A 26,118-nucleotide genomic window follows, 5' to 3' on the forward strand; every position below is an offset into this window, starting at 1 on the left:
CTGGCAATCCCCTTACCGCCCCGCTGCCCCAAGCAGCTTCCCCAACACAACCCGTGAAGGTGGGGCCCCGGGGCACTATAGCCCAGAAGAACCGCAGGGTTGCAAGCGTTCGGGGCCCATAACGGGGTTACAATCACGCTACTTCTTGCGGTTGTGACACAAGCCCCCATTTCCACGCCATGGCCCTGCTCCCCATCCTCGAATTCCCCGATCCGCGCCTGCGCACCGTCGCTGCGAAGGTCGATCCCGCGCGTGTCGCCGATGCCGACTTCCAGAAGCTGATCGACGACATGTTCGAGACCATGTACGAGGCCCCGGGCATCGGGCTGGCCGCCAGCCAGGTCGACGTGCACCAGCGCTTCATGGTCATCGACATCAGCGAGGAGAAGAACCAGCCGATGGTCTTCATCAACCCGGAGATCGTCGCGCGCGATGGCGAGCAGGTGTACCAGGAAGGCTGCCTGTCGGTCCCGGGCATCTTCGCCGACGTCACCCGCGCCAACCGGATCACGGTGAAGTTCCTCGATCGCGCCGCCAAGGAATGCGAGCTGGACGTCGACGGTCTGCTGGCCGTGTGCATCCAGCACGAGATGGACCACCTCGCGGGCAAGCTGTTCGTCGATTACCTCTCGCCGCTCAAGCGCGAGATGGTGCGCAAGAAGCTCGCCAAGGCGCGTCGCCAGGCCGCGGCCTGAGAAACCGGGATTCGGGATTCGTGATTCGGGATTCGTGAAGCGGACCCGTCTCGGGTGTGGGCTTTCCGAATCTCGAATCCCCAATCCCGAATCCCGGTCCCCTCATGCGCCTAGTCTTCGCCGGTACCCCCGATTTTGCCGTCCCGTGCCTGCGCGCCGCTGCGCAGCGGGGCGAGATCGTCGCGGTCTACACCCAGCCTGATCGCCCCGCCGGTCGCGGGCGCGAGCTCACGCCTTCGCCGGTCAAGCGCGAGGCGCTGCTGCGCGGCATTCCGGTGCTGCAGCCGGAAAACTTCAAGTCCGCCGTGTCGAAGGACGCGCTGCGCGCGCTGCAACCGGACCTGATGATCGTGGTCGCCTACGGCCTGATCCTGCCGCAGTCGGTGCTCGACATTCCCACCTACGGCTGCTGGAACGTGCACGCCTCGCTGCTGCCGCGCTGGCGCGGCGCGGCGCCGATCCAGCGCGCGATCGAAGCCGGCGACACGCGCAGCGGCGTGTGCCTGATGCAGATGGAAAAGGGCCTGGACACCGGCCCGGTGCTGCTCTCGCAGGCCCTCGAGATAGGCGAGAGCGAGACCGGGGGACAGTTGCACGACCGCCTTTCCACGCTCGGCGCGCAGGTGCTCTCCGACGGACTGGGCCTGCTGCGCGCCGACATCCGCCCCGTGCCGCAGCCGCAGCCGGAAGAGGGCGTCACCTACGCGCACAAGCTCGACAAGAGCGAGGCGCGCCTGGACTGGTCGCAGCCGGCGCGCGCGCTGGCGAACAAGGTGCGTGCGTTCAACCCCTGGCCGATGGCCGAAGCCAACGTCGCCGGCGAGCGCCTGCGTCTGCACGGCGTGGTCGCGCTGGACGAAGCGCATTGCGCCGCGCCGGGCACGCTGCTGCGCGCCTCGCGCGACGGTCTGGACATCGCCTGTGGCGAAGGCGCGCTGCGCATCCGCGTACTGCAGCGCGAAGGCGGCAAGGCAATCACCGCCGCCGACTACCTCAACGGTCGTCGCGACCTGGTGCGCTGAGACCGTGATGAAACCTTCCCCCGGCGTGCAGACCCGCGTCACCGCCGCGCGCGTGCTCGACGCGGTGCTCCATCGCGGCCGTTCGCTCAAGGCCGAACTGTCGCAGGCATTGCCCACGCTCGCCGATCCGCGCGATCGCGCGCTGGTGGAGGCGATCTGTTTCGCCGTGCTGCGCCAGCCGGCGCGCTACGAGTCGGCGCTGTCGGCGTGGATGAGCAAGCCATTGCCGCGCCGCGACGGCGAGCTCAAGGCGCTGCTGTTCGCCGGCATGGCCCAGCTCGATCCGCTCGCGCTGCCCGCGCACGCGGCGCTGGCGGCGACGGTCGATGCGGCGCGCGCGCTGGGTCGCACGCATCAGGCCGGCCTGGTGAACGCACTGCTGCGTCGCGCGCAACGCGAAGGCATTCCGGCCGGCGAAGCGCATGCGCATTGGCCGCGCTGGCTGCGCGATCGCATCGCCGCCGACTGGCCGCAGGATGAGCGCGCGATCCTCGACGCCAGCGCCGCCGAACCGCCGATGTGGCTGCGCGCGAACCGCCGCCGCACCACGCCCGCGCAGTACCTCGAACGCCTGCAGGAAGCGGGCATCGCCGCGCAGCTCGATGCCGCCGTGCCCGATGCCGTGCGCCTGGACGTACCCGTCGCCGTCGCCACATTGCCGGGCTTCGCCGATGGCGATGTGTCGGTGCAGGACGCGTCAGCGCAACTCGTCGCCGATGCGCTCTCGGCCGCGCCGGCCGCGCGCGTGCTCGATGCCTGCGTCGCACCCGGCGGCAAGGCCGCGCACCTGATCGAACGCGACGCCAGCGTGCGTCTCACCGCCATCGACATCGACGCGCACCGCCTGGAGCGCGTGCGCGCCAACCTGTCGCGGCTCGATCTCGGCGCGAGCGTGACGCTGGCCGCGGCCGATGCCGGCGACACCGCCGCATGGTGGGACGGCACGCCGTTCGATGCCGTGCTGCTCGACGCGCCGTGTTCGGCCACGGGCATCGTGCGACGCCAGCCCGATGTGTTGCAGCACCGTCGCGCTTCCGACCTGGACGCGCTGATCGCCACGCAGGCGCGATTGCTCGACGCGCTGTGGGCCACGGTCGCGCCGGGCGGCGTGCTGCTGTATGCCACGTGCTCGATCCTCAAGGCCGAGAACGAGGCGCAGGTCGAGGCGTTCCTGGCGCGTACGCCCGATGCGGCCGCGGAGTCGCTGGACGAACGCTTCGGTCGTGCCGCCGGTCCAGGCCGGCAGCGCCTGCCGGGCGAGGGCGGATTCGACGGCTTCTTCTACGCACGGCTGCGCAAGCGGGTCACGGGCTAGTCCCGTCTTCGGCTAACTCCGTTCTGACATTGGGGGCACATCGCGCGGCTATGATCCGCGCGATGCCGACGAACGCCCGCACCCGCGAAACCTGGTTGTTCTGGATCCTCGCCCTGCTCGTGCTCGGCGCCGGACTGGGACTGCGTGATCCCTGGCCTGCCGACGAGCCGCGCTTCACCCTGGTGGCGAAGCACATGGTGGAAAGCGGCGACTGGCTGTTCCCGCACCGCGGCCAGGAGCTGTACTCGGACAAGCCGCCGCTCTTCATGTGGTTGCAGGCGATCGCCTACACGGTGTTCGGCAACTGGCGCGTCGCCTTCCTGCTGCCGTCGCTGCTGGCCGCGTTGGGAACGCTGTGGTGCGTCGTGGACCTGGGCTCGCGCCTGTGGACGCGGCGCGTGGGCCTCTATGCGGGCTATGCGCTGCTGTTCGCGCTGCAGTTCACCTGGCAGGCGAAGAAGGCGCAGATCGATCCGCTCGTCGTGTTCTGGATCACGCTGGGCAATTACGGCCTGCTGCGGCACGTCCTCCAGGTCGCGCGGACGGGCCCGAATGGAGCCGGCGGGCCGGACTGGCCGATGTGGATGCTCGGCTGGGCCTGCGCCGCGCTGGGCATCATCACCAAGGGCGTGGGCATCGTGGTGCTGCTGATGCTGGTGCCGGCGGGCATCGCCTCGCTGCGCGGCTGGGGCGTGAAGGTGCACGTGCGCGATCCGCGCTTCTGGCTCGGGCCGCTGGCGTTCGTGCTCGCCGCGTGCGTGTGGCTGGTGCCGATGCTGGTGGCCGCGCTCGGCAGCACCGGGCCGGAGTACCGCGCGTACGTGGACGACATCCTGCTGCGCCAGACGGCCAAGCGTTACGGCGCGTCGTGGGACCACGGCCAACCGGTGTGGTACTTCCTCGAAGTGATGGCGACGATGTGGCTGCCGACGGTGCTGGCGTTGCCGTGGGCGATACCGGCGTGGCGCCGTCGCCTGCGTCGTCGCGATCCGCGCTACCTGCTGCCGCTGGCGTGGTGGCTGCTGGTGCTGCTGTTCTTCACCCTGCCCAGCGGCAAGCGCGACATGTACATCCTGCCGGCGCTGCCGATGCTGGCGCTGGCGCTGGGGCCGCTGCTGCCCGGGCTGATGCGCAAGCGCGCGGTGCAGTGGGTGGCGTTCGGTTTCACCTGCGTCTTCGCCTTCGCGATGCTGCTGGGCGGGCTGGCGATGTGGCTGGGCGATCCGGGTTTCGAGCGCCGTTTCGTCGCCGAACGCGGACTGCAGAACGAGGCCGCGGCACTGGCGATGTGCGTCACCGCGATCGGCGTGTGGGGCGTGCTGTGCCTGCTGTGGACCGGTCGCCGGCGACCGTTCGCGGGCATGATCGCGCTGCTGTCGGGGCTGTGGGTGGCGTTTGGTCTGATGTTGACGCCGCTGCTCAACGATTCGTCTTCGGCACGCGGACTGATGACCGAGGTCGGGCGTCGCATCGGGCCGGACGCAGAGCTGGGGTTGGTGGCGTGGCGCGAGCAGAACCTGCTGATGGCCGATCGCCCGGTGGCGGAATTCGGCTTCAAGGTCGACTTCGACGAACAGATGCAGCACGGCCTGCGCTGGCAGCGCGAGGCGCCGCAGTCGCGGTGGTTGCTGGTGCAGGACGTGGCGCTGGCGGGATGCGTCGATGTGGCGCGAACGCAGCACCTGGGAAATGCGAACCGGCGCGGGTGGACGCTGGTGCCGGGCGAGGCGGCGGCGGGGTGTCGTTGAGGTGACGTGCGGCTGATGCGCACGTGCACTCCCTAAGCGGTGAACCATTTCACTGTCATTCCCGCGAAGGCGGGGCTTTTGGGCCGCCGCACGGCGGCACTCTCCAGGGGCGTTTCACGCTTTACCGGCTACCTGTGAACAGCAACAGCAAAATGGATAGTGCCCCCGTACGGCGGCCCAAAAGCCCAGCTTCCGCTGGAATGACGTGAGATGTCGGATGCCGTGACAGCCTGGGTCCCGGCCGTCGCCGGGATGACGGTGCTGTTGGCACGCGGATGACCGCGGCCTGCGTGCCGTTACGCCCGCACCTGCTCCCTCAGATCCGGCAGCGGCTGCGACGCGAACTCCGCCAGATGCCGATCCAGCCCCAGCGGGCTGCGCACGCGGCGGGTGGACTTGGTGTCGGCCAGCAGCGGATCGTTCGGGCTGGCGCCGTCTTCGTGACGTTCGCGGTGGTACAGGTGCGTCGCCAGGCCGCCAAAGCGCAGCATGCGCCGCATCAGGCCATGGTGGAACGCGCGCACCGCCAGGTCCTTGTCCTCGCGGCCCCAGCCCTCGAAGCGTTCGTCGAAGCCGTTCAGCGCGACCAGATCATCGCGCCACCAGGCCTGGCTGCAACCCTTGATGGAGCTGGTTTTCTGGTTGCGCGTCACGCGCAGCGAGAGCGCGGCCAGCGCGGGAATGCGAAGCGTGTGGCGACGACGCGTCAGGCCGCGGTCGAAGAAGCCCAGCTGCTGCACTTCACGCGAAAGCAGGCGGTCGCGGCCGGTCTCGTCGGTGAGCACGCGCATGCCCTGCACGAAACTGCCGCGTTCGGCGGCGCGCGCCTGGTCTTCGACGAACTTCGGATGCGGCAGCATGTCGCCGTCGAGGATCAGTACGTAGTCGCCCGTGGTGGCCGCGATCGCGCGGTTGCGCGCCAGCGCGAGGCGGAAACCCTTGTCCTCGATCCAGCTGTGGCGCAGCGGCACGGGGTAGTCGCGGGCGAGGCGTTCGAGCATCGCCCGCGTGTCTTCGCGCGAACCGTCGTCGGCGACGATGACTTCGTGCGGCAGCACCGTCTGTCGCGCCAGCGCCCCCAGCGCCAACTCCAGCGCTTCGGGCCAGTTGTAGGTGGAGATGACGACGCTGACGCGCGGCGCCTTCGGGGAAGTGGGCGTGGAGGCGTTCATGGCTCGGATGTGGTGATCGGACGGCCGTTCTGCAACAGCCACAGCATGATGGTCTTCTGTCGCACGTAATTGGCGCGCACGTAGGCGTAGACCAGGCCGTTCCAGCCGTCGAGGAAGCCGCCGCGGAAGACGTAGCCGCGCCAGAAGCGCCAAGCCGGTGACAGCACCAGTTTGGCGAGCGTGGCGCGCTTGCCGCGGGCGAAATCGTGTTCGGCCATCATGCGCGCGTAGCGCTGTGTCTTGTGCAGTTGCTGCTCGAGCGAGCGGTACGGGTAATGGATGAGGTCGCCTGCCAGCGTGCGCACCGGGCCGTCGACGCTGGCGGCTTCGTGCACTTCGCGCTTGCCGCGCCAGCCGCCGCGGCGGCGGTCGAACAGGCGCAGCACGCGGTCGGGGTAGGCGTTGCCGTGGCGCAGGAACTTGCCGAAGTACTCGCTCAGCCGCGCGAAACGGTAGCCGGCGGCTTGCGCGAATCCGCGTGCCCGTTCGGTTTCGATGGCGGTGCGCAGTGCATCGCCGACGCGTTCATCGGCGTCCAGGCACAGCACCCAGTCGTGCGTGGCCTGTTCGATGGCGAACTGCTTCTGGCTGCGGTATCCGTCGAAGGGTCGCTGGAGCACGCGCGCGCCCAGGTCGGTGGCGATCTGCACGGTGGCGTCGCTGGAATACGAGTCCACCACGACCACTTCGTCGCAAAACGCCAGCGAGGCGATGCATTCACCGATGCGGTCGGCTTCGTTGAACGCGATAATGCACGCCGAGATCGGCGTGACCGCGCCGTCGCCGTTCACGGACGGCGGCCTGCCCTGCAGCGATGGATTCGAGGAAGCGTTGATGGCCGACTACCTGTTGTTCGCGAGCGAGCGGTACGCGCTGCCCATCCTGCAACCGCTGGCGCAGGCGCTGCAAGCCGCGGGGCACGGTGTTCACGCGTGGTTCGTCGATGGCGCCGCGGGGGCCGCGCTGCCGTCGCCGGTGCGCATGATAGGCCGGCCGCGTGACGCCGTCGCGCTCAAGCCCAGCGCCGTGTTCAGCGCCGCCAACTGGGTGCCGGGCTTCGTGTCCGGCGCCAAGGTCCAGCTTTTCCACGGGTTCAACGTCGAGAAGCGGTCCGACGAGCGCGGCCACTTCCGCGTGCGCGGCCTGTTCGACCTGTACTGCACGCAGGGGCCGGCGACGACCGGCCCGTTCCAGGCGCTGGCCGCGCAGGCCGGGCATTTCGCGGTGGTGGAAACCGGCTGGCCCAAGCTGGATCCGCTGTTCCGCGACGACCACGGCGCCGCCGCGGCGATGCGCGCGCCGGCCGGTGCGCGTCCGGTGGTGATGTTCGCCTCCACCTTCACCGAGCGCCTGAGCGCGGCCCCGCACCTGTACGACGCGATCGCCGCGGACATCGCACGCGGCGACCGCTACTGGCTGCTCACGCTGCATCCCAAATGCCCGCCGGAATTGTTCGCCCGCTACCGCGCGCTGGCCGGTCCGAATGCGACCTTCTTCGAAACCGAACAGCTCGTCACCGCACAGCGCGCCGCCGATGTGCTGGTGGCCGACACGACGTCGGTGGTGTCGGAGTTCGTCGTGCAGCGCAAGCCCGTGGTGACGTTGCGCAACCGTGCGCCCAAGCCGCACATGATCGATTTCGACGATCCCGCGCGTCTGCCGGACATGCTGGCGCGCGCCTTCGCGCCGGACGAGGGACTGAAGGCGGCGATCGCGGCGTATGCCGATGCGATCCATCCGTATCGCGACGGGCATTCGTCCGAGCGCGTGATCGCTGCGACGCAAGCGCTGTTGCGCGGTGAGCTCGGAACGCTGCGCCGCAAGCCGCTGTCGTCGTGGCTGCGTGGGCTGCAGATCCGCCGCGACCTGGGCTACTGGGGTCCGGGCGGCTGAGCCGTCACCAGCGCAGCGGTCGCTGCGCCAATGTGCGCGACAACGCGCCGTACAACGCCTGCGCCTGATCATCGGGCAGGAATCGCATGCGCAGCGGCGGCGTCATCGCGCCGGCGCCGGCCGTGTCCAGCCACAGCGTGGCGGTGCCGCAGCGGCGATCCAGCGGCGATCGCGTGATCTGCAACGCCTGCAGCTTGTCGAGTTCGGCGAAGCGCCAATGGCGTGACCACCAGCCTTCGCGCACGGCGATCAATTCGGCACTCGTCGCATAGGCCATGCGCTGCGCGCGGCGGTGCGCGGCGAACGCGGCCCATGGCAACCACGCCAGCACGAGCAGTCCCCATGCGTCCAGGCGCCACGTCGCGACGGCCGTGGCGATCAGGACGAACGGCAGCGAAGGCAGCACCAGCCGCCACCAGTTCGACGCCGGCACCGGACGCCATTCGAGCGTCGACCACTGCGCCTGCGGCAGCAGGTGTTCGATCAACGCGTCGCAGGCGGCGGGCGTGGCGATCGGCGCGATCTCGCGCAGGGCCCGCTGCTGTTGGTTCTCCTCGGCGACGGCGGTGTCGACTTCGAGGCTGCGGCGCTTGAGCAGGCGGTGCAGCATGCCCTCGCGCAGCGTCCAGGCCTGGATGCGACGGCGCGAAGCGCTGGTGCGCCAACGCTGCAGCAGGCCGCGTTCGACGGTGAGGCGGCGGCCGATCTCGCTCAGGCGGAAGCCGTGGTACTGCAGCAGGGCGAGCAGGATCGAGAAGGCGCGCAGCAGGCCGATGGCGAACACCAGCAGCGTCAGCGCGGACGCCCCGTATTCCATCGGGCCGAACTGGTGTTCGCCGGCGTAGCCGAACAGCCACTTGCCGACGGTCTCGAACGCGTTGGGGAGGGCGCGCGGGCTGATCTGCGCGACGGCCGCGGCGGTGGCGCCGACGACGATCATGCCGCGATTGGAAACCAGGCCCAGCCGCAGGACTTCGCCGGACGGCAACGACAACAGCGTGGTGGTTTCCGGCTCCACCGCCGCCGCGCCGGGCGCGGCGCCGCGATGGCGCACCAGTGCTTCCAGGGCCAGCGCGTCGTCCAGCTTCAACACGCGCATCTGCGCTTCGGGCTTCTGCCCGCCGGCCGATTCCAGCCGTACTTCGGCCACGCCGAACAGGCGGTGCAGCACCGACTGCTGCAGCGCGACGTTGTGGATGCGCGCGAACGGGATCACCCGCAGGCTGCGCTCGAACAGGCCGCTGCGGATCACCAGCCGGTCGCCGGCCACGCCGTAGCGGTAGGTGAAGTACTGCCACAACGAGAGCACGACCAGCACGCCCACGCCGATCAGCGGCCACAGTTCGTTGCGGTCGCCGCGGCCGAAGGCCAGCAGCACGACCAGCGGCACGATGAACTGCTTGAGCTGCTGCACCAGCACGAACAGCCACGACATCGGGTGCAGGCGGCGCTCGGCCACGGGCAGCGCGGCGGCGTCGGGCGGGGCTGCGCCGGGCTCAGGCGTCGTCATCGGCGTCGAGCTGGCGCGCGAGGCGGTCGCGCAGGCGTTCGGCGTCGTCGGCGTCCAGGTGCGGCACGGTCACCGCGCTGTGGCGCGTGCCGGCGGTGTGCACCACCAGCGTCGCCAGGTGCCGGCGCCGTTGCAGCGGACCGCGCTTGAGGTCCAGGTGCTGCACGCGCGTGGCGGGCACGCGGGTCTCGCGTTGCCACAGGCGGCCGCGGCGGATCGCCAGGCCGTCGTCGTCGAGTCGCCAGAAGGTGCTGCGGTAATGCTTCAGGCCCACCCATGCGCCCAGGGCCAGGCCGGCCAGCGCCAGCACCGGCGGTGCGAGCCAGAGGCCGAACACGCCGGCCAGCACGAAGCCGGCGACCATCCCCGGGCCGGCGAACGGCAACATCAGCGCCAGCATGTAAGGGAGGCGGGCGCGCTCGGGCAGCGGGTGCCAGTCGGCGGGAGCATCGGCCGCGGCAGCGGACGGGTCGTGGTCGGCCATCGTGGGTTTCGCGGTCTGCGGTATCGACGGCGCCGCGCCGTCAGCGGTTCCAGTACGGGTTGTCTTCCCCCGAACCCGGCGGCCTGAGCGTATAGCGTTTGTAGGTCCACTGGTATTGCGCCGGATCGCGCCGCGCAATGGCTTCCACCGACGCGTTGAGCGCGGCCACGGCGACCTTCGGATCGGCGTCGGACACCGCCTCCGGCGCGGCCTGGATATGCAGCGCGAAGCCCGGACGATCGGCGTGCGTGTCCACGCGCTCGCACCAGGCGAACAGCACCTTCGCCCCGGTGCGCGAGGCGAGCCGGCCGAGCAGCGTCATCGTCAGCGCCTGCACGCCGAAGAACGGCGCGAACTCGCCGTCGCCGACCTTGGGTTGCTGGTCGGGCAGGATGCCGACCACGCCGCCGTCGTTCAGGCGCTTGAACAGCTGGCGGATCGCGGGGCCTTCCGCGCGCACCTGGGTCACGCGCTCGCCTTCGCCGGGCTGTTCGTGGTCGGCGCGCACGAGGTTGAGGAAGTCTTCGACCACTTTCGACTCCGGCGGCCGGTACAGGATCGCCAGCGGCGTGCGCCAGGCCAGCCACTGGTTCAGCAGTTCCCAGTTGCCGTGGTGCGGGGCGGCGATGATGACGCCACGGCCGGCCGCGATGGCCTCGTCCATCAGGTGGGTGCCGTGCTGCTCGCGCAGCAGGCGCAGGTTCTCCGCGTGCGGGCGTGTCCACAGACGGATCGTCTCCAGCACCTGGCGCGCCGTGGTGCGCAGGATCGCCGCGTGCAGGGCGTCGCGTTCGGCCGGGAGCAGGTCGGGGTAGGCCAGTTCCAGGTTGATCCGTACGACGCGGCTTTCGCGCACGTCGCGCCAGCGCCACCAGGCCGAAAGCGCATCGCCCAGGCGCAGCAGCCAGGGCCAGGGGAGGCGGCCGATCAGGGAGGCGAGGAGGTGGAGGAGGCGTGCGGCGAAGCGGCTCATCCGTTCAGTCTAACGGCGCGACCCGGGCGCACCGGTTGACCGTGGCGGGCGGGCTCGACAGGATCGTCGGTCCCAACCCCATGCCGAACGGCCGGAGCCCCATGCTCGCCCTGATCCAGCGCGTGACCGAAGCCAGCGTGCGGGTGGACGGCGAGGTCGTCGGGGCGATCGGTCCGGGCCTGCTCGCTCTGGTCGGTGTGGAGCCGGGCGACGGCGACGCGCAGATCGCGCGCATGGCCGACCGGCTGCTCGGATACCGTGTATTCGCTGACGGGGACGGGCGAATGAATCTCGGACTGGCCCAGACTGGCGGCGGCTTGTTGTTGGTCAGCCAGTTCACCCTGGCCGCCGACACCGCCAGCGGCATGCGTCCCGGCTTCAGCACGGCCGCCGCGCCGGAGGTGGCTGAACCATTGTTCAGCCGGCTGGTCGACATCTGCAGGCAAAAACACATCGGGGGGGTGGAAACGGGGCGGTTCGGTGCCCATATGGTGATCAGCCTGGTCAACGACGGCCCGGTCACCTTCCTCCTGCGGTCCTGAAGTCCGTCCCCAAGGGGCCGGCCTGATATACTGGAACGTTCCCCATCCCTTCCCATTAGCGCGGTGGCGCAAGCATGGCCAACGAACGTCAGCCCCCCTCCTCCGATATCAAGCAGTTGATCAGTAAGGGCCTGGAGCAGGGCTACCTGACCTATGCCGAGGTCAACGATCACCTGCCCGACGACCTCGTCGATGCCGAGCAGATCGAAGACATCATCGGCATGATCAACGGCATGGGTATCGAGGTCCACGAAGTGGCCCCCGATGCCGAAACACTGCTGCTTGCCGACGGCGGCACGGGCAACCGTGAAGTCGACGACACCGCCGCCGAAGAAGCCGCCGCCGCGCTGACCGCGCTGGACGGCGAAGGCGGCCGCACCACCGACCCGGTGCGCATGTACATGCGCGAGATGGGCACGGTGGAACTGCTCACCCGCGAAGGCGAAATCGCCATAGCCAAGCGCATCGAGGAAGGCCTCGGTCAGGTGCAGGCCTCGCTGGGCGTGTTCCCGGCCACGATCGCCTCGATCCTGGAAGACTACGAGCAGCACAAGGCCGGCAAGAAGCGCTTGGCCGAGATCATCGTGGGCTTCAACGACCATCTGGACGAAGTGCCGGAGCCGCCGGCGCCCGTCGTCGAAGCCGCCGACACCGATGCCGAGACCGACGAGGACGAGGAAGAAGTTGCCGAGGGCGAGACCGAGGAAGTGGTCAGCGGCCCGGATCCGGTCGAAGTCGCCGCGCGCATGGAAGCCCTGGCCGACAACTACCAGAAGTTCCTCAAGGCCTACGCCAAGCACGGTCCGGCGCACAAGAGCGTGCTGAAGCTGCGCGAGGACATGGCCGCGGTGTTCGTCACCTTCAAGCTGCCGCTGCCGCTGACCGACGTGCTGGTCAAGGGCCTGCGCGACGTGGTCAACGGCATCAAGGAACACGAGCGCCGCATCCTCGACCTGTCCACGCGCGTGGCGAAGATGCCGCGCAAGGACTTCATCCGCGCCTGGGAAGGCAACCAGACCAATCTGGAGTGGGTGGACGAGCTGCTCAAGCGCAAGCAGAAGTGGTCCTCGGGCCTTCGCGATGTGAAGGACCAGATCATTTCCGAGCAGGAAGCCACGATCGAGATCGAGAAGTCGTCGTTCCTCGCGCTGTCCGACATCAAGGACATCTCCCGCCAGATGGCCTATGGCGAAGCCAAGGCGCGCAAGGCGAAGAAGGAGATGGTCGAGGCGAACCTGCGCCTGGTGATCTCCATCGCCAAGAAGTACACCAACCGCGGCCTGCAGTTCCTCGACCTGATCCAGGAAGGCAACATCGGCCTGATGAAGGCCGTGGACAAGTTCGAGTTCCGTCGCGGCTTCAAGTTCTCGACCTACGCCACGTGGTGGATCCGTCAGGCCATCACGCGTTCGATCGCCGATCAGGCGCGCACCATCCGTATTCCGGTGCACATGATCGAGACGATCAACAAGCTCAACCGCATCAGCCGCCAGATGCTGCAGCAGTACGGCCGCGAAGCGACTCCGGAAGAGCTGGCGAAGGAAATGGACATGCCGGAGGACAAGATCCGGAAGGTCATGAAGATCGCCAAGGAACCGATCTCGATGGAAACCCCGATCGGCGACGACGAGGACTCCCATCTGGGCGATTTCATCGAGGACACGAACATCGAGTCCCCGGTCGAGGCGACCACCAACATCAACCTGACCGAGACCGTGCGCGATGTCCTCGCCGGCCTCACGCCGCGCGAAGCCAAGGTGCTGCGCATGCGCTTCGGCATCGACATGAACACCGACCACACGCTGGAAGAGGTCGGCAAGCAGTTCGATGTCACGCGTGAGCGCATTCGCCAGATCGAGGCGAAGGCGCTGCGCAAGCTGCGTCACCCGAGCCGTTCGGAACAGCTGCGTTCGTTCCTCGACATCGACTGACGCGACAACGTCCGCCGATGTTCGATCACGAAGCCCCGCTCAGCGGGGCTTCGTCGTTTGTGCCGCCCGCTTTCGTTGCGCACCACTGGGCCAGCATTTCGGACAGGGGCCCGGGCCGCGGTACTTGTGTCCGCGGCTGCAGGTCTTCCAGCCGTTATTGGTGGTCGAAGGTGTTGGCGTCTTCGTCGCGTTCATGGCGGCCTCCACGGGGCGGGCGACAGCCCGCCGCATTACCCCTTGTCGGCGTTGTAGAAGAACTGCTCGTGCGTGATCTTGCCGTCGCGCACCTGATACACCGCGATTTCCTTCATCGCCACACGGCCCATGTCCCTGTAGGTCGCATCCAGGCCCATCGCCACGCTGAACCAGCCGTCGGCGATCACCGGATCGCTCACGCTGCCGCCGTGGATTTCGACGAGGTTGTCCGCCCACTGCTTGCCCTTCTCGCGAATCGCCGCCATCCCGTGCGCGATCGACTCCGCCTTCTGCCCGTCGCCCTCGATGCTGACGGCGCCGTCGGCGTACAGCTCTTCCTGCGCCTGGTCGTACTGGCCGGCGCGGCAGAGTTCGACGAGGCGGTTGGCAACCTGCTGGATATCCATGCTGATGTCTCCTTGCTGGGAAAGTCACAGCCTAAGACCAACCCCTGACAGCGTGTTGTCAGCAGGCTGCGAGAATTTCGGACGTCCGGTACGTCACGGCTCGTAGGTGTCGTAGAAGAACTGTTCGAGCACGATCCGGCCATCGCGCACGCGATAGACGCAGATTTCGCGGATGTCGATGCGGCCCACGCCCTTGAACGTGACGTCCACGCTCAATGCGGTGCTGAACCAGCGCGCCGCCACGAGCGGTTCGCTGCAGCGCACGCTGTGCAGGGTCTCGACACCGCCCCAGAACCGGCGGCTCTTGCGCAGGATCGCGTCGAGCCCTTCCGCGTTGCTCAGCGCGCCGGGCGGGATGTCGTCCGGCTCGATGCTCACCGCGTCGTCGGCGTACAGCTCCTCCAGGGCTTGTTCGAACGCCCCGGCGCGGCACAACTCGACCAGACGCCTGGCGATGTCCTGCGTGCTCATGGCGATGCTCCTGACCCGGCAAGCGAGCGTAGCCCGCGCCGGATCGCCTCAGCGCACCGCCGGTCGTGCGATCACTTCCAGGTGCGACGCAGCGGATGCGCCTCGGTGGTCAGCACGACCTTCTCAGGGTCCAGCGTCTGCGGCGGCGCGAACAGCAGGTAGAAGTACTTGAACGTCTCGGCCAGCACGAAGCTTTCCATGTCGTCGACCTTCTCCTTCGTCACCACGCTCTTCAGCGTCGCGAATCCCGAGTCGGTGCGCGTGTAGCGCACGAAGTCGTCCAGCATCACCTGGCCCATGGCGCGGTACTTCGCATCGCCCGTGAGCCGATGCAGGTACCACGCCGACTCCACGATCTCCGGTCGCAGCGGATAGCCCGCCGATGTCACCTCGCGCTTGCGGTAGTCATACGCTTCCGGCGCGATGCCCCACTGCTGCCACATCGCGAACGACGAATCCTGCAGGCGTCGCGCCTGCGCCACGTCGCCCGACAACGCGAGCAGTCCCGGCCAGAACGCGTCGAGCGCGCCATAGCGGCTCGCCACGCGTTTGCCGGTCTCCATGTCGACGTGACCGACCCAGAGCGAGCCTTCCACTTCTTCCGGGTAGTAGCGATTGGCCGCCGCGATGCTGTCCTTCCACATCGCATGGCAGTCTTCGTCGCCGAACAGCGTCCAGCACTTCCACAGGTATTCGTAGTAAGAGTCGATGCGCGCGCCGACGTGGCTGCGCGTGTTCGTCCACTCGCCGGTCGTCACGTCGAAGCGTTCGCCCACCAGGCCGATCTTCGAACGGCGCTTGTAGGTTTCCACCAGCGCACGCTTCGCCTTCTCGTAGAAGACCGGATTGCCAGTGAGCTTGCTGAGCGTGCCGTACTCCAGCAGCAGCGTTCCGGCCTCGGCAGGATTGCTTTCGTTGCCGTGCGCCTTGCCGGTGCGCAGGTTCACATAAACGTAGGGCAGGCCGGTGGGCGAGTCGAACGCTGGCAGCAGGCGCGTGCCGAGATCTTCGGCAAGATCGAGCAGGCGCTTGTCGTCCGTCATCTGATAGCCGGACAGCAGCCCGCCGAGCAGGCGGATCACGATCTCGAAATGCTTCACGTCCAGGTCGCGGTCGAAAGAGAGCTTCGTCGCGATCAGCTCGCGCGCATCGCGGGCTTCCTCGTCCAGGCCCATCACGATCATCGTGTCGAGCGCGTCGACCGGCGTCATCAGCAGCGACTCGCCGTACCAGTCGTGCGGCTTGTTGCTCAGCGGCTTCAACGCATCATGGCCCCATGCGTGCTCCTTGTAACCGCGCCATGCGTGCAGGAACTGCGCCTTCACCTGCTCTGCGCTGCGCGCGGCCTTGGCATCGGAGAAGACGACCGGCGTCGCGGCATCGGGGAAGGAGGCTTCGGCCGCGACGCCGATCGTGGGGACCGCAAACAGGGCGAAGGAAAGCAGCAACGGACGCAGGCGCATCAGGTGTGTCTCCGGGAACGCAGGACGGCAAGGACGTCGTAGCAGGCGCCCATCGTGTGGTAGTCGGTCTTGCCGGCGGGACTCTTCTCGTCGCTGTACTTGCTGTTGCGGCGGTCGAGGATGCGGTACCACGCCCCGTGCTGGTGGTCGACGAAGTGCTGCCACGCATAGGCCCACAGGCGGTCGTACCAGTCCCAGTAATGCGTCTGGCACGTGGCATCGCCCAGTCGCGCCGCCGCGGCGAGCGATTCGGCCTGCACCCAGAAGTACTTGTCGTCGTCGCACACGGCGAACTCCGGCGCGAGGCCGAAGCCGTAAGCCAGGCCGCCGTACTGCGCATCCCACGCGCGCTGCACGGCGACATCGAACAGGTGACGCGCGGTGTCGACGGCCCACGGCGCCGGCGTTCCGCGCTCGCGCAGGTGGCCATCGAGGATCACCAGCAGCTTGGCCCATTCGGTCTGATGGCCGGGCTGGTAGCCCCACGGTCGGAACAGATGCTTGGGATCATCGCGGTGATAGTCCCAGTCGACATTCCACTCGCGATCGTAGTGCTCCCACACCAGCCCGCCCGCCATCCCGGCCTGTCGGCGCGTCATGTGGTCGGCCAGCGTGAGCGCGCGGTCGAGGAAGCGCGGCTGCCGCGTCGCCTCGTAGGCCGCCAGCATCGCCTCGCACATGTGCATGTTGGCGTTCTGGCCGCGGTAGTCGGAGAAGTTCCAGTCCGCATCGGCCTCGTCGCGATACAGGCCGGCGTCCGCGTCCCAGAATCGGCCCTCGAGCAGGTCCCAGGTCTCGTCGATCCACGGCACGACCTCGTCGATGCCCGCTTTCAGCGCGGTCGAGTAAGCCAGCAGCACGAACGCCACGCCATAGCAGTGGTTGGTGCGATCCTCCGGCGATCCATCGCGGATCGTCCACGCGTAGCCGCCGCTGGAGGGGTTGCGATGCACTTCGCGCAGATAGCGCAGGCCGTGTCGTGCAGCGTCGAGATACTCGGGATTGCCGAATTCACGCGCCGTCATCGCGTAGTTGAAGACGAAGCGGGTGCTGCTCACGAGATGGCGATGCGAAGCGTCGTAGACGCTGCCGTCGTCGCGGAAGTAGTGGAAGAAACCGCCCTGCGGATCGATCGCGCGCGGATGGTAGAACGTCATCGTGTCGGCGATGTGCGTGCGCAGGAACGTTTCGCTGCGGAAATCCGGCGCGGGAGTGGCGGGCAGGTTCATGGGCTCGTTCGCAGCAGTTGTTCGATGTCGTCGCGGGTCGGCATGGCGGCGAATGCGCCGTGCTTCGTCGCCGCCAATGCTCCGCCCGCGGCGGCATGGCGTAGCGCGTCGGCGATGGCGGACGCGTCGCCAAGGAAGGTGTCGAACGTCTGTGCGCTCACGCCGCGTTCCACGATCCGCAGGAGCAGCGAACCGACGAACGCATCGCCCGCCGCCGTGGTGTCCACGGCCGAGACACGGAACGCAGGCGCTTCGCCCTCTGCGTCACGCGTGTACCAGCGCACCGGCTTGCCGCCGTCGGTGATCAGCACCAACCTTGCGTTGCCCTGCCACAGTCGTTGCAGCATCGCGTTGTGGTGGCCTGCGCGACGGATCAGGAAGTCGGCCTCGCTGCGGCACAGCTTGATGATGTCCGCCTCGGCCAATGCCTCCCACAGTCGCGGCGCCGCATCGAGGCCTTCGGGCCACAGCGACGGACGCAGGTTGAGGTCCATGCTGACCAGCGCGCCGCGCTCGCGTGCCAGGCGCATGCCGGCGACGGTGGTCTGCGCGATGTCCGCCTCGGTAAGGCTGTTGGAGCACACATGCATCACGGCGGCGTCGTCGAAGCATTCCTCTCGGAAATGTGTTTCGCGGAACAGCAGGTCCGCCGCCGGCGGGCGATAGAAGCTGAAGCTGCGCTCGCCTTCCTCATCCAGCGATACAAACGCCAGGGCCGTGCGTGCCTCGGAAGTGTGCACGGCGAAGCGGGTGTCGACACCGAACGCGCGCAGCTGCGACATGAGGAACTCGCCGAACATGTCCACGCCGAGCATGCCGACGAAACGCGCATTGCCGCCCAGGCGCGCGACGGCGGCGCAGACGTTGGCCGGCGCACCGCCCGCGAACTCGACGAAATGACGAGGCTGGCCGGGCAGCGCCGGCAGCGCGAGAAAGTCGATGAGCGCCTCGCCGAAGCAGACGATGGCCTCGCGCTTGATGGCATGGCTCATGGCGACGCCACCGGCACCGGCGCTTCATCCAGCGCCTCGCGCCGCGCACCACGGAATCCGTACCAGGTGATGAACGCATAGCACGCCAGCGGCAGCACGAACGCCATCTGCACGCCGATGCGGTCGGCGAGCACGCCCTGCAGCAGCGGCACCACGGCGCCGCCGACGATCGCCATCACCAGCAGGCTCGAGGCCTTGCTCGTCAGCGGGCCGAGGCCGTGGATGCCGAGGGTGAAGATCGTCGGGAACATGATCGAGTTGAACAGACCGATGGCGACCACGCTCCACACCGCCACGCGACCTTCGTTGAGCATGGTCGTCGCCAGCAAGCCCATCGCGCCGATCGCGAACAGCCCCAGCAGCACGCGCGGTTCGATGCGCCGTAACAGGAACGAACCGATGAAACGACCCGCCATCGCCAGGCCCCAGTACCACGCCACGTATTCGGTCGCCGCAGCTTCATCCAGCGCGCCGATGCGTGGATCGCTGATGTAGTTGATCAGGAAGCTGCCGATCGCAACCTCGGCGCCGACGTACATGAAGATGCCGACGACGCCGAAACGCAGATGGCGATGGCGCAGCACTTCGGCGAACGTGTGGCGCTGGTGATCGGCGCTCTCGGTGGCCTCGGCGTGCGCGGGCAGGCGGAACAGCACGACGAACACCGCGAGCAGGAACAGACCGGCGGCGATGCCGAGGTACGGAAGCTGCACCGACTCGGCCTGCGAGATGCGGTACGCGGCCTGCTGCGCTTCGGGCATCTGCGCCAGCTCGGTGGCGCCGATGACGACGCCGGACAGGATCAGCGGTCCGATCAGCAGCGGCGCGATCGTGTGGCCGAAGGAATTGAGCGCCTGCGCCAGCGTGAGCCGGCTCGACGCGCTGTTTGCATCGCCCAGCAGCGCGATGTACGGATTGGCCGAGACCTGCAACAGCGTGATGCCGCTGGCGAGCACGAACAGCGCGAACAGGAACAACGGGTACGACGGAATCCTCGCCGCCGGGAAGAACAGCAGCGCCCCCACGCCGGCAACGCACAGGCCGATGATAATGCTGCGCTTGTAACCGGCGAGCGCCACCACCTTGCCCGCCGGCACCGACATCAGCAGGTAGGTGCTGAAGAACGTGAACTGGATCAGCATCGTCTGCGCGTAGTTCATTTCGAACACGGCCTTCAGATGCGGAATCAGCACGTCATTGAGGCTGGTGAGCGCGCCCCAGGTGAAGAAGATCATCGTCAGCACCGCGATCGCGGTGCGCGTGGACAACGGGCGACCGCTCATGCGGCGTCTCCGGGCAGGGTGAAGTGACTGCTCGCGCGCAGGTTGAGGCGCACGGGGGCGATGGTGGTGGCGATGGGCGTTGCAGGCTCGCGCAGGCGTTGCAGGATCAGCTCCGCCGCCTGGTGACCGCGCGCGCGTGGATCGACGGCAATCGTCGTCAGCGGCGGCGCGCTGACGGCGGCCTCGGGAATGTCGTCGAAGCCGGTGACGGCAAAGTCATGACCGGCGCGACGGCCGCGCGTCGACAAACCCGCCATGAGGCCAAGCGCTACCGCATCGTTGTAGCAGACGGCCGCGGTGGGCGCCGGATCGCGCACGAACAACGCGCCGGTCTGCCGCGCCGCTTCCAGCCGCGTCGGCGAGCATTCGACGATCCACTGCGGTTCCGGCGAGATGCCCGCGTCGGCGAGCGCAGCGCGATAGCCTTCGCGCCGCTCGTGGCACGAACTGGATTCCTCGTGTCCGCCGAAGAACGCGATGCGGCGATGACCCTGCGCAAGCAGATGCTCCGTCGCGAGGCGCGCACCGTGCGTGTTGTCGAGCGCGAGGTAATCCCAGTCGCCGCCGAGCGCGCGGTTGAACACCAGCACCGGCGTGCGCGAGGCGAGCAGCGGGCGAAGGCGCGCAGGGTCGGTGCCTTCGGCGGGCGAAAGGATGATGCCGGCCGGATCGTGTTCGAGCAGCGAGGTGAGCACCGCCTGCTGGCGCTCGGATGATTCGCCCGTGCTGCCGAGCAGCGTGACGTAGCCCGATGCGGCAAGTGCTTCGTCCACGCCCGCCGCGAACTCGGCGAAGAACGGATTGGACAGGTCGTTGATCACCAGCGCGACGGTCGAGGACACCTTGCGCCGCAGGTTCGCCGCGCCGCGGTGATAGACATAGCCCTGGCGCTTGAGCTCGGCCTCCACGCGTGCGCGCGTTTCCGCGTTGACCAGCGGGCTGCCGCGCAGCACCAGCGAGATCGTCGCCCGCGATAGATCGCAGGCGAGGGCGATGTCGGCCAGCGTCACCCGTCCGCGCACGGCAGGGGCGTTCATGGCGATGGGTCCGTGGCGTGGGGCATGAATTTGGATCGTTCTAAACTTGGGCATCCTGCGGGGCAGCGCCCGCCCGTGCAATCGTGCGATGCAGCATGAATCCGCTTGTCGGCCCATGCTAGCGTGCGGCGTTTAGAACGATCCAAATTCGGCCGCCGCCGCCCCGTCTTTGCTCAGGAGCGCCCATGTCCCGTCGTGCCCGTTCCACCTCCCTGCGCCTGGTGGGCGCCGCACTCTGGATCGCCGCAGGCCTGGCCTCGGCCGCACCGCCGTCGGGCGGTGCAGGCGCGAAGGCCTACGCCGCCGTCGACCCTTTCATCGGCACGGGCGGCGAGGGGCACACCTTCCCCGGCGCGACGGTGCCCTTCGGCATGGTCCAGCTGAGCCCCGACACGCAGATCAAATCGCGCAAGGAAGGCTACGGCTGGGCCGCCGGCTACCGTTACGACGACCACACCATCGTCGGCTTCTCGCACACGCACTTCTCCGGCACGGGGCATTCCGACCTGGGCGACGTGCTGGTGATGCCGATCGCCGGTGAGGTGAAGCTCGAGCGCGGCGATATCACCAAGCCCGGCAGCGGCTACACCTCGCGCTTCGATCACAAGGACGAAATCGCGCAGCCCGGCTACTACGCCGTGACGCTGCGCGACTACGGCATCCGCGCCGAGCTCACCGCGAGCCCGCGCGTAGGCGTGCATCGCTACCGCTTCCCGAAGGGCAAACCCGCGCACGTCCTCGTCGACCTGCGCACGAGCATGTACGACTACCCCGGCAAGGTGCAGTGGTCGCGTCTGCGCCTGCGTCCGGACGGCACGCTCACCGGCTTCCGCGAAACGCGCGGCTGGGCGCCGGGTCGGCAGCTCTACTTCGCGATGCGATTCTCCCGGCCCGTCAGCGGACATCAGTTCCACGACACCGAACAGGACGTCGTCTACAAGGGCTTCCCGCCGCCGGGCGAGAAGGACCCGCGCCAACGCGCGCAGATCGAAGGCCGGCAGCTGGTGGGCGCGCTCGATTTCGACGGCGCCGCGGGTGAATCGATGATCGTGAAGGTCGCGATTTCACCGGTGAGCGAAGAAGGCGCCATCGCCAACCTCGACGCCGAAGTGCCCGGTTTCGATTTCGACGCCGTGCGCAACGATGCGAAGGCGCAGTGGACGCAGGCGCTGGGCGCGCTCGACCTCGATGCGCCCGAACCGATGCGCCGCAGCGTCTACACCGCGCTGTACCACACGCTGATGGGCCCGACGTTGTTCATGGACGCCGACGGCCGTTACCGCGGTCCGGACAACGCCGTGCACCAGGCCAAGGGCTTCACGCACTATTCCACGTTCTCGCTGTGGGATACGTACCGCGCATTGCATCCGCTGCTGACCATCGTGCAGCCAGAACAACGCACCAACGACTTCGTCAACTCGCTGCTCGCCTCGCGCCGCGAAAGCCCGTACGGCGTGCTGCCGGTGTGGACGTTCCACGGCCTGGAGACGTGGTGCATGATCGGCTACCACGCCGTGCCCGTGATCGCGGACGCCTACATGAAGGGCATCCGCGGCTACAACGCCAACGAAGCGCTCGACGCGATGGTCGCCAGCGCCAGCTACGGTCCCTACGACGGAATCGCGCAGTACATGCAGCTGGGCTACGTGCCCATCGACGAGGAAGGCGAAGCCGCCTCGAAGACGCTGGAATATGCCTTCGACGACTGGACCATCTCGCGCATGGCCGGCGCGATGGGGCGCGGGGACGTCGCCGCGCAGTTCGGCAAGCGCGCCGCGAACTGGCGTCACGCCTTCGACAAGGACACCGGCTTCATGCGCGCACGCAAGCGCGACGGCAGCTTCCGCGAACCCTTCGACCCCAGCGCCAGCGGCTACGGCAGCGACTACACCGAAGGCAACGCATGGCAGTACTCCTGGTACGTGCCGCAGGACGTCGCCGGACTGGCCGCCGCGCACGGCGGTGAAGACCAACTGCTCGCGCGTCTGGATGCCGTGTTCGATGCGAAGGTCGATCCAAAGATCTTCGAGCACATGGAAGACATCACCGGCCTGATCGGCTGGTACGCGCACGGCAACGAACCCAGCCACCACGTCGCCTATCTGTACGCTTACGCGGGCCAGCCCTGGCGCACGCAGGACCGCCTGGGCCACATCATGAAGACGCAGTACGCACCGCGCCCCGATGGCCTGGCCGGCAACGACGACCTGGGCCAGATGTCGGCGTGGTACGTGTTCACCGCGCTGGGCTTCTATCCGGTCGCACCGAGCAGCAACGAGTACATCATCGGCCGCCCCTTCATGCCGCGCGCCACGCTCAATCTTCCGAACGGGAAGCGCTTCACCGTCATTGCCGAAGGGTTGGACGACGCGCACCACTTCATCGGCAGCGCCACGCTCAACGGCAAACCGCTGGACCGCGCCTACCTGCGTCACGAAGACGTCATGGCCGGCGGCGAACTGCGCTTCACCATGCAGGCCGAACCCAACAAGGCCTGGGGCGCCGCACCGGAGCAGCGTCCCTACTCAATGTCCACGCGCTGAAGTCGCCCCCACCGCGCCGGCCACCCGGCCGGCGGCGCACCACGGGCTGCTAAACTTCGCAGCCCACGGGCCTATAGCTCAACGGTTAGAGCAGGGGACTCATAATCCCTTGGTTCCAGGTTCGAATCCTGGTGGGCCCATTAGAAATCGTCGTAAAATATAGCGAAATTCAGCAGGTTCAGCGTTTCCCCTTATAGGCAGCTGTTGCCGAATTCCCCGGGGTTTTCTCGACATCCTTACACCAGAATTACACCGGGGGATGGGATGCATGGACGAGCAGGCCAACCCTCCGAAGCGGATCATCTGGCTCACGGGCCCGAAGGCAGGTCAGATCGAACCGCCTTTGCTGACGGATCGTCCGCTAGGTCCGGCGATGATCAGACTCATCGAAGCACTCGCGGCTGCCGACGTTGCGGAGTATCTGGCAGAGCTTCGCGATCAGCAGCAGCCCTCAGAACCTCCTGAGCCTTCAGCAGAGGGCTGATCTCTGACGCCGCGCGCGTCGGCTTCCGTCGCCCGGGCGCAGGCACCGGCTGCGTGGGCGCGCAGTTGCCGCTCTCCAGAAATGCCAGCAGGTGCGCTTCCGAGTACTGAGCACCACGCCCGAGCTTGTAGTAGCCCCATTCCCATTCCAACCTGCAAGGCGACCGGATGTTCAATTGGTCCGGGGTCAGCTCAGCAAGGATGAGCCTGCCGCCGCCGGCGTAGTCCTTGGACTTGTGCCAGGCGGTCTGCCGGCGCGCGAGCGCGACGTGGTTTTCCACGCTGTCCGGAACTGGTGCCCGGTCCTCGAACGGCCATGGCCCGACGCGGCTCCCAAGGCTGTGCACCTCGAACTGGTCGCGGGTGACCACGCCCTCGTACCACCTGCCACACACGCAGCCCTCTGCCGGCGAGTAGCCAACGACGGCGATTGCGTACCTGTGATCCGGTGCGCCGTGCTGGCGAGCGCCCGCGGCCAAGACCCGTAGCAAACCCGGCATCGCCTCCACGATCACGTCGTAATCGACGCTCCTGTCTGCGAGGCAGATGCGCGAGAACGCCTCGAGAAGGAACCGGCGCTCGCCTTGGCCGGCCAAGATGGTGTTGGCGTGGGCTACGGGATAGAGCTTGCAGATCTCGAAGTGACCGGCCGGGCCGATCCCGTCGGTGTCTACAGCGACTAGCGCCAACTGGGGAGTCACGTGCACGTTCAACAGGCTCATCGTGCCACCTCGCTTGCCTCGTGCTCGCGCCAGGCCCAAGGGTCCACCGAATTCCCTGTGCACGGTCCGAGACCCGAGCCGATGGTCCAGCCCCACGTCGCGCCTTGAGGCGTGCCGGTGACCATGTAGCCGACGACGGCGCCAATGGTGCCCATGATTGTGCCTGCATAGTCGCTCACCCTGCGTGCTCCCTCTTTGCTGGCAGCGGCGCCACGCGCGGAGCTGGTATGGGGTTCCGAGCCTGCCTCGACCTTTGGGCCTGCATCGGCATTTGGTGAATCCAGAGATGGCATTACCTTCGGCTTCCGAGCAGCTCCGGGGCGCGCCCCTCCCGCGTTTCTCCGAGGCCCGCCGCTCCGGCCCTTCACTCCCGCCATTTGCTGATATCCACGATTCTTGTGAAGTTGAATCTCTCGGGCGACAGCTGAAGACAAGGTGTTTTGCTCGCCATTTGCTGATTTCCACCGAGAGAGATTTTCTGGGTGAAAAAATCCCTGCATGGGAGGACAGGTGGTTTACGGCGCGTGGCACTGTGGACTTTGATACCCCCCCCGGTGTCCCCGCTAGCATGGCTGTCGGGCCGTTTCGTTCCTGGGGTACTGGTCTTGCACAGAGCAGGGAATAGAATGGGGGTCGATTTGCTTCTTGCCGGAAACGATACGGTTCCTGCCCGTCAACGGGATTTAGAACGCGCCGATGCTAAAAAAGCCTCCGCATGAGACTTCCGGAGCTAATGGGTTTGTGTACCCAAGAACCGAAGGTAAAAGTGGCGGCCAATAGTCGCGCCCTCTAATCGTCCAATCGCGATGCTGGTCGGCACATGGGGGCGAATGTGAATATCCGCTTCTGGCCGGGTAGCGGACATCTTGGGCAACCTGAGCGCCGGGACTGGTGCTAGCGTCTGTTTCCGGCCCAACAAGACAGTCGCGGCGATGATTTGGCTTGGCCGGCTTAGACGTTATGCCCGCACTATGAAGGCTGAAGTCCGTGCGCTGTATTTCGCGGCCCGCGATCCGGGTACACCTTGGTACGCCAAGCTGCTGGTCGCCGCCATCGTTGCCTACGCGCTGAGCCCGATCGACCTGATTCCAGACTTCGTCCCAGTACTCGGGTACTTGGACGATCTCATCGTTCTACCGCTAGGGATTGCGTGGGCAATTCGCTTGATTCCCCCTGCGGTCATGGCCGATTGTCGGGCACGAGTCGATGCCGGATCGGGCGATGTGCCAGGTAGCCCTTGGGCAACCGCTGTCATCGTTCTCATCTGGGTGGCGCTGGCGATCTCACTTGCGCTCTGGGCCTATCAGACATGGCGGTCCTAGTGCCTCCGGGTATTGGCCGATATCGGACGTTCGGCCAGCCACAGCCCCGCCCGCAGTGCTAACGTCCGCTTCCGACCCTAAGCTGACCTAGACGGAGCGGTCCGACGCTCCGTCTTAGTAGACATTTTGGCCGGCTGTAACGGCCTCGCACCTCAATGCCGAATTAGGCATACCCTGCTTGAGGGAGTGACGACGGATCGACTTATGGCCGAGCCGAAATCTGTAACTGATCGCTCGGCGCATTTACGGCTCGTGAGCGGTCTATTGCCACGATGATCACGCAGGCTCGGGCAAGTTCAGCCGAAGAATTCTCGCGGGGAGCGACAATGCTGATCTTGGTGTTGGAGAATGACCCGGACGTCGCCGATTGCGTCGTGATGGCGCTAAAGATGCTAGGTCACACGACCGTTCACGCCAGATCAGTAAAGGAAGCGATTGAACGGATTAATCGGGAGCCGTCGATTGATGCGGCGATGCTAGACGTTGATCTCGGACGCCAGACGGGGGCTAACGTCGCCATCCTGCTTACTGAGCGCGGGATTCCGTATCTGGTTGCAAGTGCGCATGCCGGCGACGAGGTTCCCGCTGTTATGCGCGGTGCACCACACCTGAGGAAGCCGTACCTGTTGCGCGACCTCGAGAATGCTCTAGAAAGCTGTCGCGCCGGTTAAGAGGGACGACGGAGG

At 67.3% G+C, this 26,118-nt stretch carries 24 protein-coding genes and 1 tRNA gene; 11 read left to right on the plus strand and 14 right to left on the minus strand.

From position 1 onward, the window contains the following. The first annotated feature begins 179 nt into the window (after positions 1 to 179). The 4 genes from def (at position 180) to AAFF32_RS04795 (ending at position 4,780) form a co-directional block, all read left to right on the plus strand. Positions 180 to 695, plus strand: a complete 516-nt coding sequence (gene def / locus AAFF32_RS04780) for a peptide deformylase (RefSeq protein ID WP_216964460.1) — start codon at positions 180 to 182, stop codon at positions 693 to 695. A 104-nt stretch (positions 696 to 799) separates the two neighbouring features. Continuing rightward, positions 800 to 1,717, plus strand: a complete 918-nt coding sequence (gene fmt, locus AAFF32_RS04785; protein ID WP_216964458.1) for a methionyl-tRNA formyltransferase — start codon at positions 800 to 802, stop codon at positions 1,715 to 1,717. A gap of 7 nt (positions 1,718 to 1,724) precedes the next feature. Beyond that, positions 1,725 to 3,032 carry a 16S rRNA (cytosine(967)-C(5))-methyltransferase RsmB gene (gene rsmB / locus AAFF32_RS04790; protein WP_342316636.1) on the plus strand — a complete coding sequence of 436 codons (1,308 nt, stop codon included), beginning with the start codon at positions 1,725 to 1,727 and terminating at the stop codon, positions 3,030 to 3,032. Positions 3,033 to 3,094: 62 nt separating this feature from the next. Beyond that, a complete protein-coding gene (locus AAFF32_RS04795) occupies positions 3,095 to 4,780 on the plus strand; it encodes a glycosyltransferase family 39 protein (RefSeq protein WP_342316637.1) in 1,686 nt (561 codons plus the stop codon). A 296-nt stretch (positions 4,781 to 5,076) separates the two neighbouring features. Here the strand turns inward: AAFF32_RS04795 and AAFF32_RS04800 are convergent, their stop codons facing one another. Beyond that, positions 5,077 to 5,952 (minus strand): glycosyltransferase family 2 protein, encoded by an 876-nt coding sequence (locus tag AAFF32_RS04800; protein ID WP_342316638.1) that lies wholly within the window; start codon positions 5,950 to 5,952, stop codon positions 5,077 to 5,079. Continuing rightward, positions 5,949 to 6,743 carry a glycosyltransferase family 2 protein gene (locus AAFF32_RS04805; protein ID WP_342316639.1) on the minus strand — a complete coding sequence of 265 codons (795 nt, stop codon included), beginning with the start codon at positions 6,741 to 6,743 and terminating at the stop codon, positions 5,949 to 5,951. Before AAFF32_RS04805 ends, AAFF32_RS04800 begins: the two co-directional genes overlap by 4 nt. 40 nt (positions 6,744 to 6,783) lie before the next feature. Here AAFF32_RS04805 and AAFF32_RS04810 point away from each other — a divergent pair, with 40 nt between their 5' ends. Beyond that, a complete protein-coding gene (locus AAFF32_RS04810) occupies positions 6,784 to 7,845 on the plus strand; it encodes a CDP-glycerol glycerophosphotransferase family protein (RefSeq protein ID WP_342317228.1) in 1,062 nt (353 codons plus the stop codon). Between the two features lie 4 nt (positions 7,846 to 7,849). Here the strand turns inward: AAFF32_RS04810 and AAFF32_RS04815 are convergent, their stop codons facing one another. From AAFF32_RS04815 to AAFF32_RS04825, 3 genes are read right to left on the minus strand one after another with little or no spacing between them, the layout of a single operon-like run. Next, positions 7,850 to 9,355: a PH domain-containing protein gene (locus AAFF32_RS04815; RefSeq protein WP_342316640.1), complete on the minus strand. Its 1,506-nt coding sequence runs from the start codon at positions 9,353 to 9,355 to the stop codon at positions 7,850 to 7,852. After that, positions 9,342 to 9,839 carry a PH domain-containing protein gene (locus AAFF32_RS04820; RefSeq protein WP_216964446.1) on the minus strand — a complete coding sequence of 166 codons (498 nt, stop codon included), beginning with the start codon at positions 9,837 to 9,839 and terminating at the stop codon, positions 9,342 to 9,344. Before AAFF32_RS04820 ends, AAFF32_RS04815 begins: the two co-directional genes overlap by 14 nt. Positions 9,840 to 9,879: 40 nt before the next feature. Beyond that, positions 9,880 to 10,812 carry a lauroyl acyltransferase gene (locus AAFF32_RS04825; RefSeq protein WP_342316641.1) on the minus strand — a complete coding sequence of 311 codons (933 nt, stop codon included), beginning with the start codon at positions 10,810 to 10,812 and terminating at the stop codon, positions 9,880 to 9,882. Positions 10,813 to 10,913: 101 nt separating this feature from the next. Between AAFF32_RS04825 and dtd the strand changes: the two genes are divergently transcribed. Together dtd and rpoD are read left to right on the plus strand one after the other, a co-directional pair. Further along, positions 10,914 to 11,354: a D-aminoacyl-tRNA deacylase gene (gene dtd, locus AAFF32_RS04830; protein ID WP_216964443.1), complete on the plus strand. Its 441-nt coding sequence runs from the start codon at positions 10,914 to 10,916 to the stop codon at positions 11,352 to 11,354. A 74-nt stretch (positions 11,355 to 11,428) separates the two neighbouring features. Further along, the gene (gene rpoD / locus AAFF32_RS04835; RefSeq protein ID WP_216964441.1) at positions 11,429 to 13,285 is read left to right on the plus strand and encodes an RNA polymerase sigma factor RpoD; all 1,857 of its coding nucleotides are present in this window, start codon (positions 11,429 to 11,431) and stop codon (positions 13,283 to 13,285) included. 230 nt (positions 13,286 to 13,515) lie between these two features. Here the strand turns inward: rpoD and AAFF32_RS04840 are convergent, their stop codons facing one another. From AAFF32_RS04840 to AAFF32_RS04870, 7 genes are all read right to left on the minus strand, one after another. Further along, on the minus strand, positions 13,516 to 13,887 hold the full coding sequence (locus AAFF32_RS04840; RefSeq protein ID WP_216964439.1) for a SnoaL-like domain-containing protein: 372 nt from the start codon (positions 13,885 to 13,887) through the stop codon (positions 13,516 to 13,518). Between the two features lie 93 nt (positions 13,888 to 13,980). Then, positions 13,981 to 14,358, minus strand: a complete 378-nt coding sequence (locus AAFF32_RS04845) for a nuclear transport factor 2 family protein (RefSeq protein WP_342316642.1) — start codon at positions 14,356 to 14,358, stop codon at positions 13,981 to 13,983. Positions 14,359 to 14,429: 71 nt separating this feature from the next. Continuing rightward, positions 14,430 to 15,821, minus strand: a complete 1,392-nt coding sequence (locus AAFF32_RS04850; RefSeq protein WP_342316643.1) for a glycoside hydrolase family 47 protein — start codon at positions 15,819 to 15,821, stop codon at positions 14,430 to 14,432. Beyond that, positions 15,821 to 17,050 (minus strand): AGE family epimerase/isomerase, encoded by a 1,230-nt coding sequence (locus AAFF32_RS04855; RefSeq protein ID WP_342316644.1) that lies wholly within the window; start codon positions 17,048 to 17,050, stop codon positions 15,821 to 15,823. Before AAFF32_RS04855 ends, AAFF32_RS04850 begins: the two co-directional genes overlap by 1 nt. Next, positions 17,047 to 18,042, minus strand: coding sequence for a carbohydrate kinase (locus AAFF32_RS04860; protein WP_216964431.1), 996 nt, complete (start codon positions 18,040 to 18,042; stop codon positions 17,047 to 17,049). Before AAFF32_RS04860 ends, AAFF32_RS04855 begins: the two co-directional genes overlap by 4 nt. After that, on the minus strand, positions 18,039 to 19,325 hold the full coding sequence (locus AAFF32_RS04865) for a sugar MFS transporter (RefSeq protein WP_216964429.1): 1,287 nt from the start codon (positions 19,323 to 19,325) through the stop codon (positions 18,039 to 18,041). The genes AAFF32_RS04860 and AAFF32_RS04865 overlap by 4 nt, the downstream gene beginning before the upstream one ends. Then, complete coding sequence (locus AAFF32_RS04870) at positions 19,322 to 20,362, minus strand: LacI family DNA-binding transcriptional regulator (RefSeq protein ID WP_342316645.1); 1,041 nt, start codon at positions 20,360 to 20,362, stop codon at positions 19,322 to 19,324. Before AAFF32_RS04870 ends, AAFF32_RS04865 begins: the two co-directional genes overlap by 4 nt. A gap of 185 nt (positions 20,363 to 20,547) precedes the next feature. Between AAFF32_RS04870 and AAFF32_RS04875 the strand changes: the two genes are divergently transcribed. Both AAFF32_RS04875 and AAFF32_RS04880 read left to right on the plus strand, forming a co-directional pair. Continuing rightward, on the plus strand, positions 20,548 to 22,905 hold the full coding sequence (locus tag AAFF32_RS04875) for a GH92 family glycosyl hydrolase (protein WP_342316647.1): 2,358 nt from the start codon (positions 20,548 to 20,550) through the stop codon (positions 22,903 to 22,905). A gap of 67 nt (positions 22,906 to 22,972) precedes the next feature. Further along, positions 22,973 to 23,045: transfer RNA gene (locus AAFF32_RS04880), tRNA-Ile, on the plus strand. A gap of 243 nt (positions 23,046 to 23,288) precedes the next feature. Here the strand turns inward: AAFF32_RS04880 and AAFF32_RS04885 are convergent. After that, positions 23,289 to 24,110 carry a hypothetical protein gene (locus tag AAFF32_RS04885; RefSeq protein ID WP_342316648.1) on the minus strand — a complete coding sequence of 274 codons (822 nt, stop codon included), beginning with the start codon at positions 24,108 to 24,110 and terminating at the stop codon, positions 23,289 to 23,291. Then, positions 24,107 to 24,289: a hypothetical protein gene (locus AAFF32_RS04890; protein ID WP_342316649.1), complete on the minus strand. Its 183-nt coding sequence runs from the start codon at positions 24,287 to 24,289 to the stop codon at positions 24,107 to 24,109. The genes AAFF32_RS04885 and AAFF32_RS04890 overlap by 4 nt, the downstream gene beginning before the upstream one ends. Positions 24,290 to 25,081: 792 nt before the next feature. On the opposite strand from AAFF32_RS04890, the gene AAFF32_RS04895 reads away from it, so the two are divergent. Then, positions 25,082 to 25,432 (plus strand): YkvA family protein, encoded by a 351-nt coding sequence (locus AAFF32_RS04895; protein WP_342316650.1) that lies wholly within the window; start codon positions 25,082 to 25,084, stop codon positions 25,430 to 25,432. A 272-nt stretch (positions 25,433 to 25,704) separates the two neighbouring features. Beyond that, entirely contained in the window at positions 25,705 to 26,103 is a 399-nt protein-coding gene (locus AAFF32_RS04900; protein WP_342316651.1) for a hypothetical protein, read from the plus strand. Positions 26,104 to 26,118 lie beyond the last annotated feature (15 nt).

This window comes from Lysobacter sp. FW306-1B-D06B, assembly GCF_038446665.1.
In the GTDB taxonomy this organism is placed as follows: Bacteria; Pseudomonadota; Gammaproteobacteria; order Xanthomonadales; family Xanthomonadaceae; genus Lysobacter_J.

Bases quoted from the DNA above. Each gene is read 5' to 3' on its own strand.
- AAFF32_RS04820 (WP_216964446.1), bottom strand. From the start codon at position 9,839: ATGGCCGACCACGACCCGTCCGCTGCCGCGGCCGATGCTCCCGCCGAC.
- rsmB (WP_342316636.1), top strand. From the start codon at position 1,725: ATGAAACCTTCCCCCGGCGTGCAGACCCGCGTCACCGCCGCGCGCGTG.
- AAFF32_RS04850 (WP_342316643.1), bottom strand. From the start codon at position 15,821: ATGCGCCTGCGTCCGTTGCTGCTTTCCTTCGCCCTGTTTGCGGTCCCC.
- fmt (WP_216964458.1), top strand. From the start codon at position 800: ATGCGCCTAGTCTTCGCCGGTACCCCCGATTTTGCCGTCCCGTGCCTG.
- AAFF32_RS04870 (WP_342316645.1), bottom strand. From the start codon at position 20,362: ATGAACGCCCCTGCCGTGCGCGGACGGGTGACGCTGGCCGACATCGCC.
- def (WP_216964460.1), top strand. From the start codon at position 180: ATGGCCCTGCTCCCCATCCTCGAATTCCCCGATCCGCGCCTGCGCACC.
- AAFF32_RS04865 (WP_216964429.1), bottom strand. From the start codon at position 19,325: ATGAGCGGTCGCCCGTTGTCCACGCGCACCGCGATCGCGGTGCTGACG.
- AAFF32_RS04800 (WP_342316638.1), bottom strand. From the start codon at position 5,952: ATGAACGCCTCCACGCCCACTTCCCCGAAGGCGCCGCGCGTCAGCGTC.
- AAFF32_RS04860 (WP_216964431.1), bottom strand. From the start codon at position 18,042: ATGAGCCATGCCATCAAGCGCGAGGCCATCGTCTGCTTCGGCGAGGCG.
- AAFF32_RS04825 (WP_342316641.1), bottom strand. From the start codon at position 10,812: ATGAGCCGCTTCGCCGCACGCCTCCTCCACCTCCTCGCCTCCCTGATC.
- AAFF32_RS04895 (WP_342316650.1), top strand. From the start codon at position 25,082: ATGAAGGCTGAAGTCCGTGCGCTGTATTTCGCGGCCCGCGATCCGGGT.
- AAFF32_RS04855 (WP_342316644.1), bottom strand. From the start codon at position 17,050: ATGAACCTGCCCGCCACTCCCGCGCCGGATTTCCGCAGCGAAACGTTC.
- AAFF32_RS04845 (WP_342316642.1), bottom strand. From the start codon at position 14,358: ATGAGCACGCAGGACATCGCCAGGCGTCTGGTCGAGTTGTGCCGCGCC.
- rpoD (WP_216964441.1), top strand. From the start codon at position 11,429: ATGGCCAACGAACGTCAGCCCCCCTCCTCCGATATCAAGCAGTTGATC.
- AAFF32_RS04815 (WP_342316640.1), bottom strand. From the start codon at position 9,355: ATGACGACGCCTGAGCCCGGCGCAGCCCCGCCCGACGCCGCCGCGCTG.
- AAFF32_RS04875 (WP_342316647.1), top strand. From the start codon at position 20,548: ATGTCCCGTCGTGCCCGTTCCACCTCCCTGCGCCTGGTGGGCGCCGCA.
- AAFF32_RS04900 (WP_342316651.1), top strand. From the start codon at position 25,705: ATGATCACGCAGGCTCGGGCAAGTTCAGCCGAAGAATTCTCGCGGGGA.
- dtd (WP_216964443.1), top strand. From the start codon at position 10,914: ATGCTCGCCCTGATCCAGCGCGTGACCGAAGCCAGCGTGCGGGTGGAC.
- AAFF32_RS04795 (WP_342316637.1), top strand. From the start codon at position 3,095: ATGCCGACGAACGCCCGCACCCGCGAAACCTGGTTGTTCTGGATCCTC.
- AAFF32_RS04840 (WP_216964439.1), bottom strand. From the start codon at position 13,887: ATGGATATCCAGCAGGTTGCCAACCGCCTCGTCGAACTCTGCCGCGCC.
- AAFF32_RS04885 (WP_342316648.1), bottom strand. From the start codon at position 24,110: ATGAGCCTGTTGAACGTGCACGTGACTCCCCAGTTGGCGCTAGTCGCT.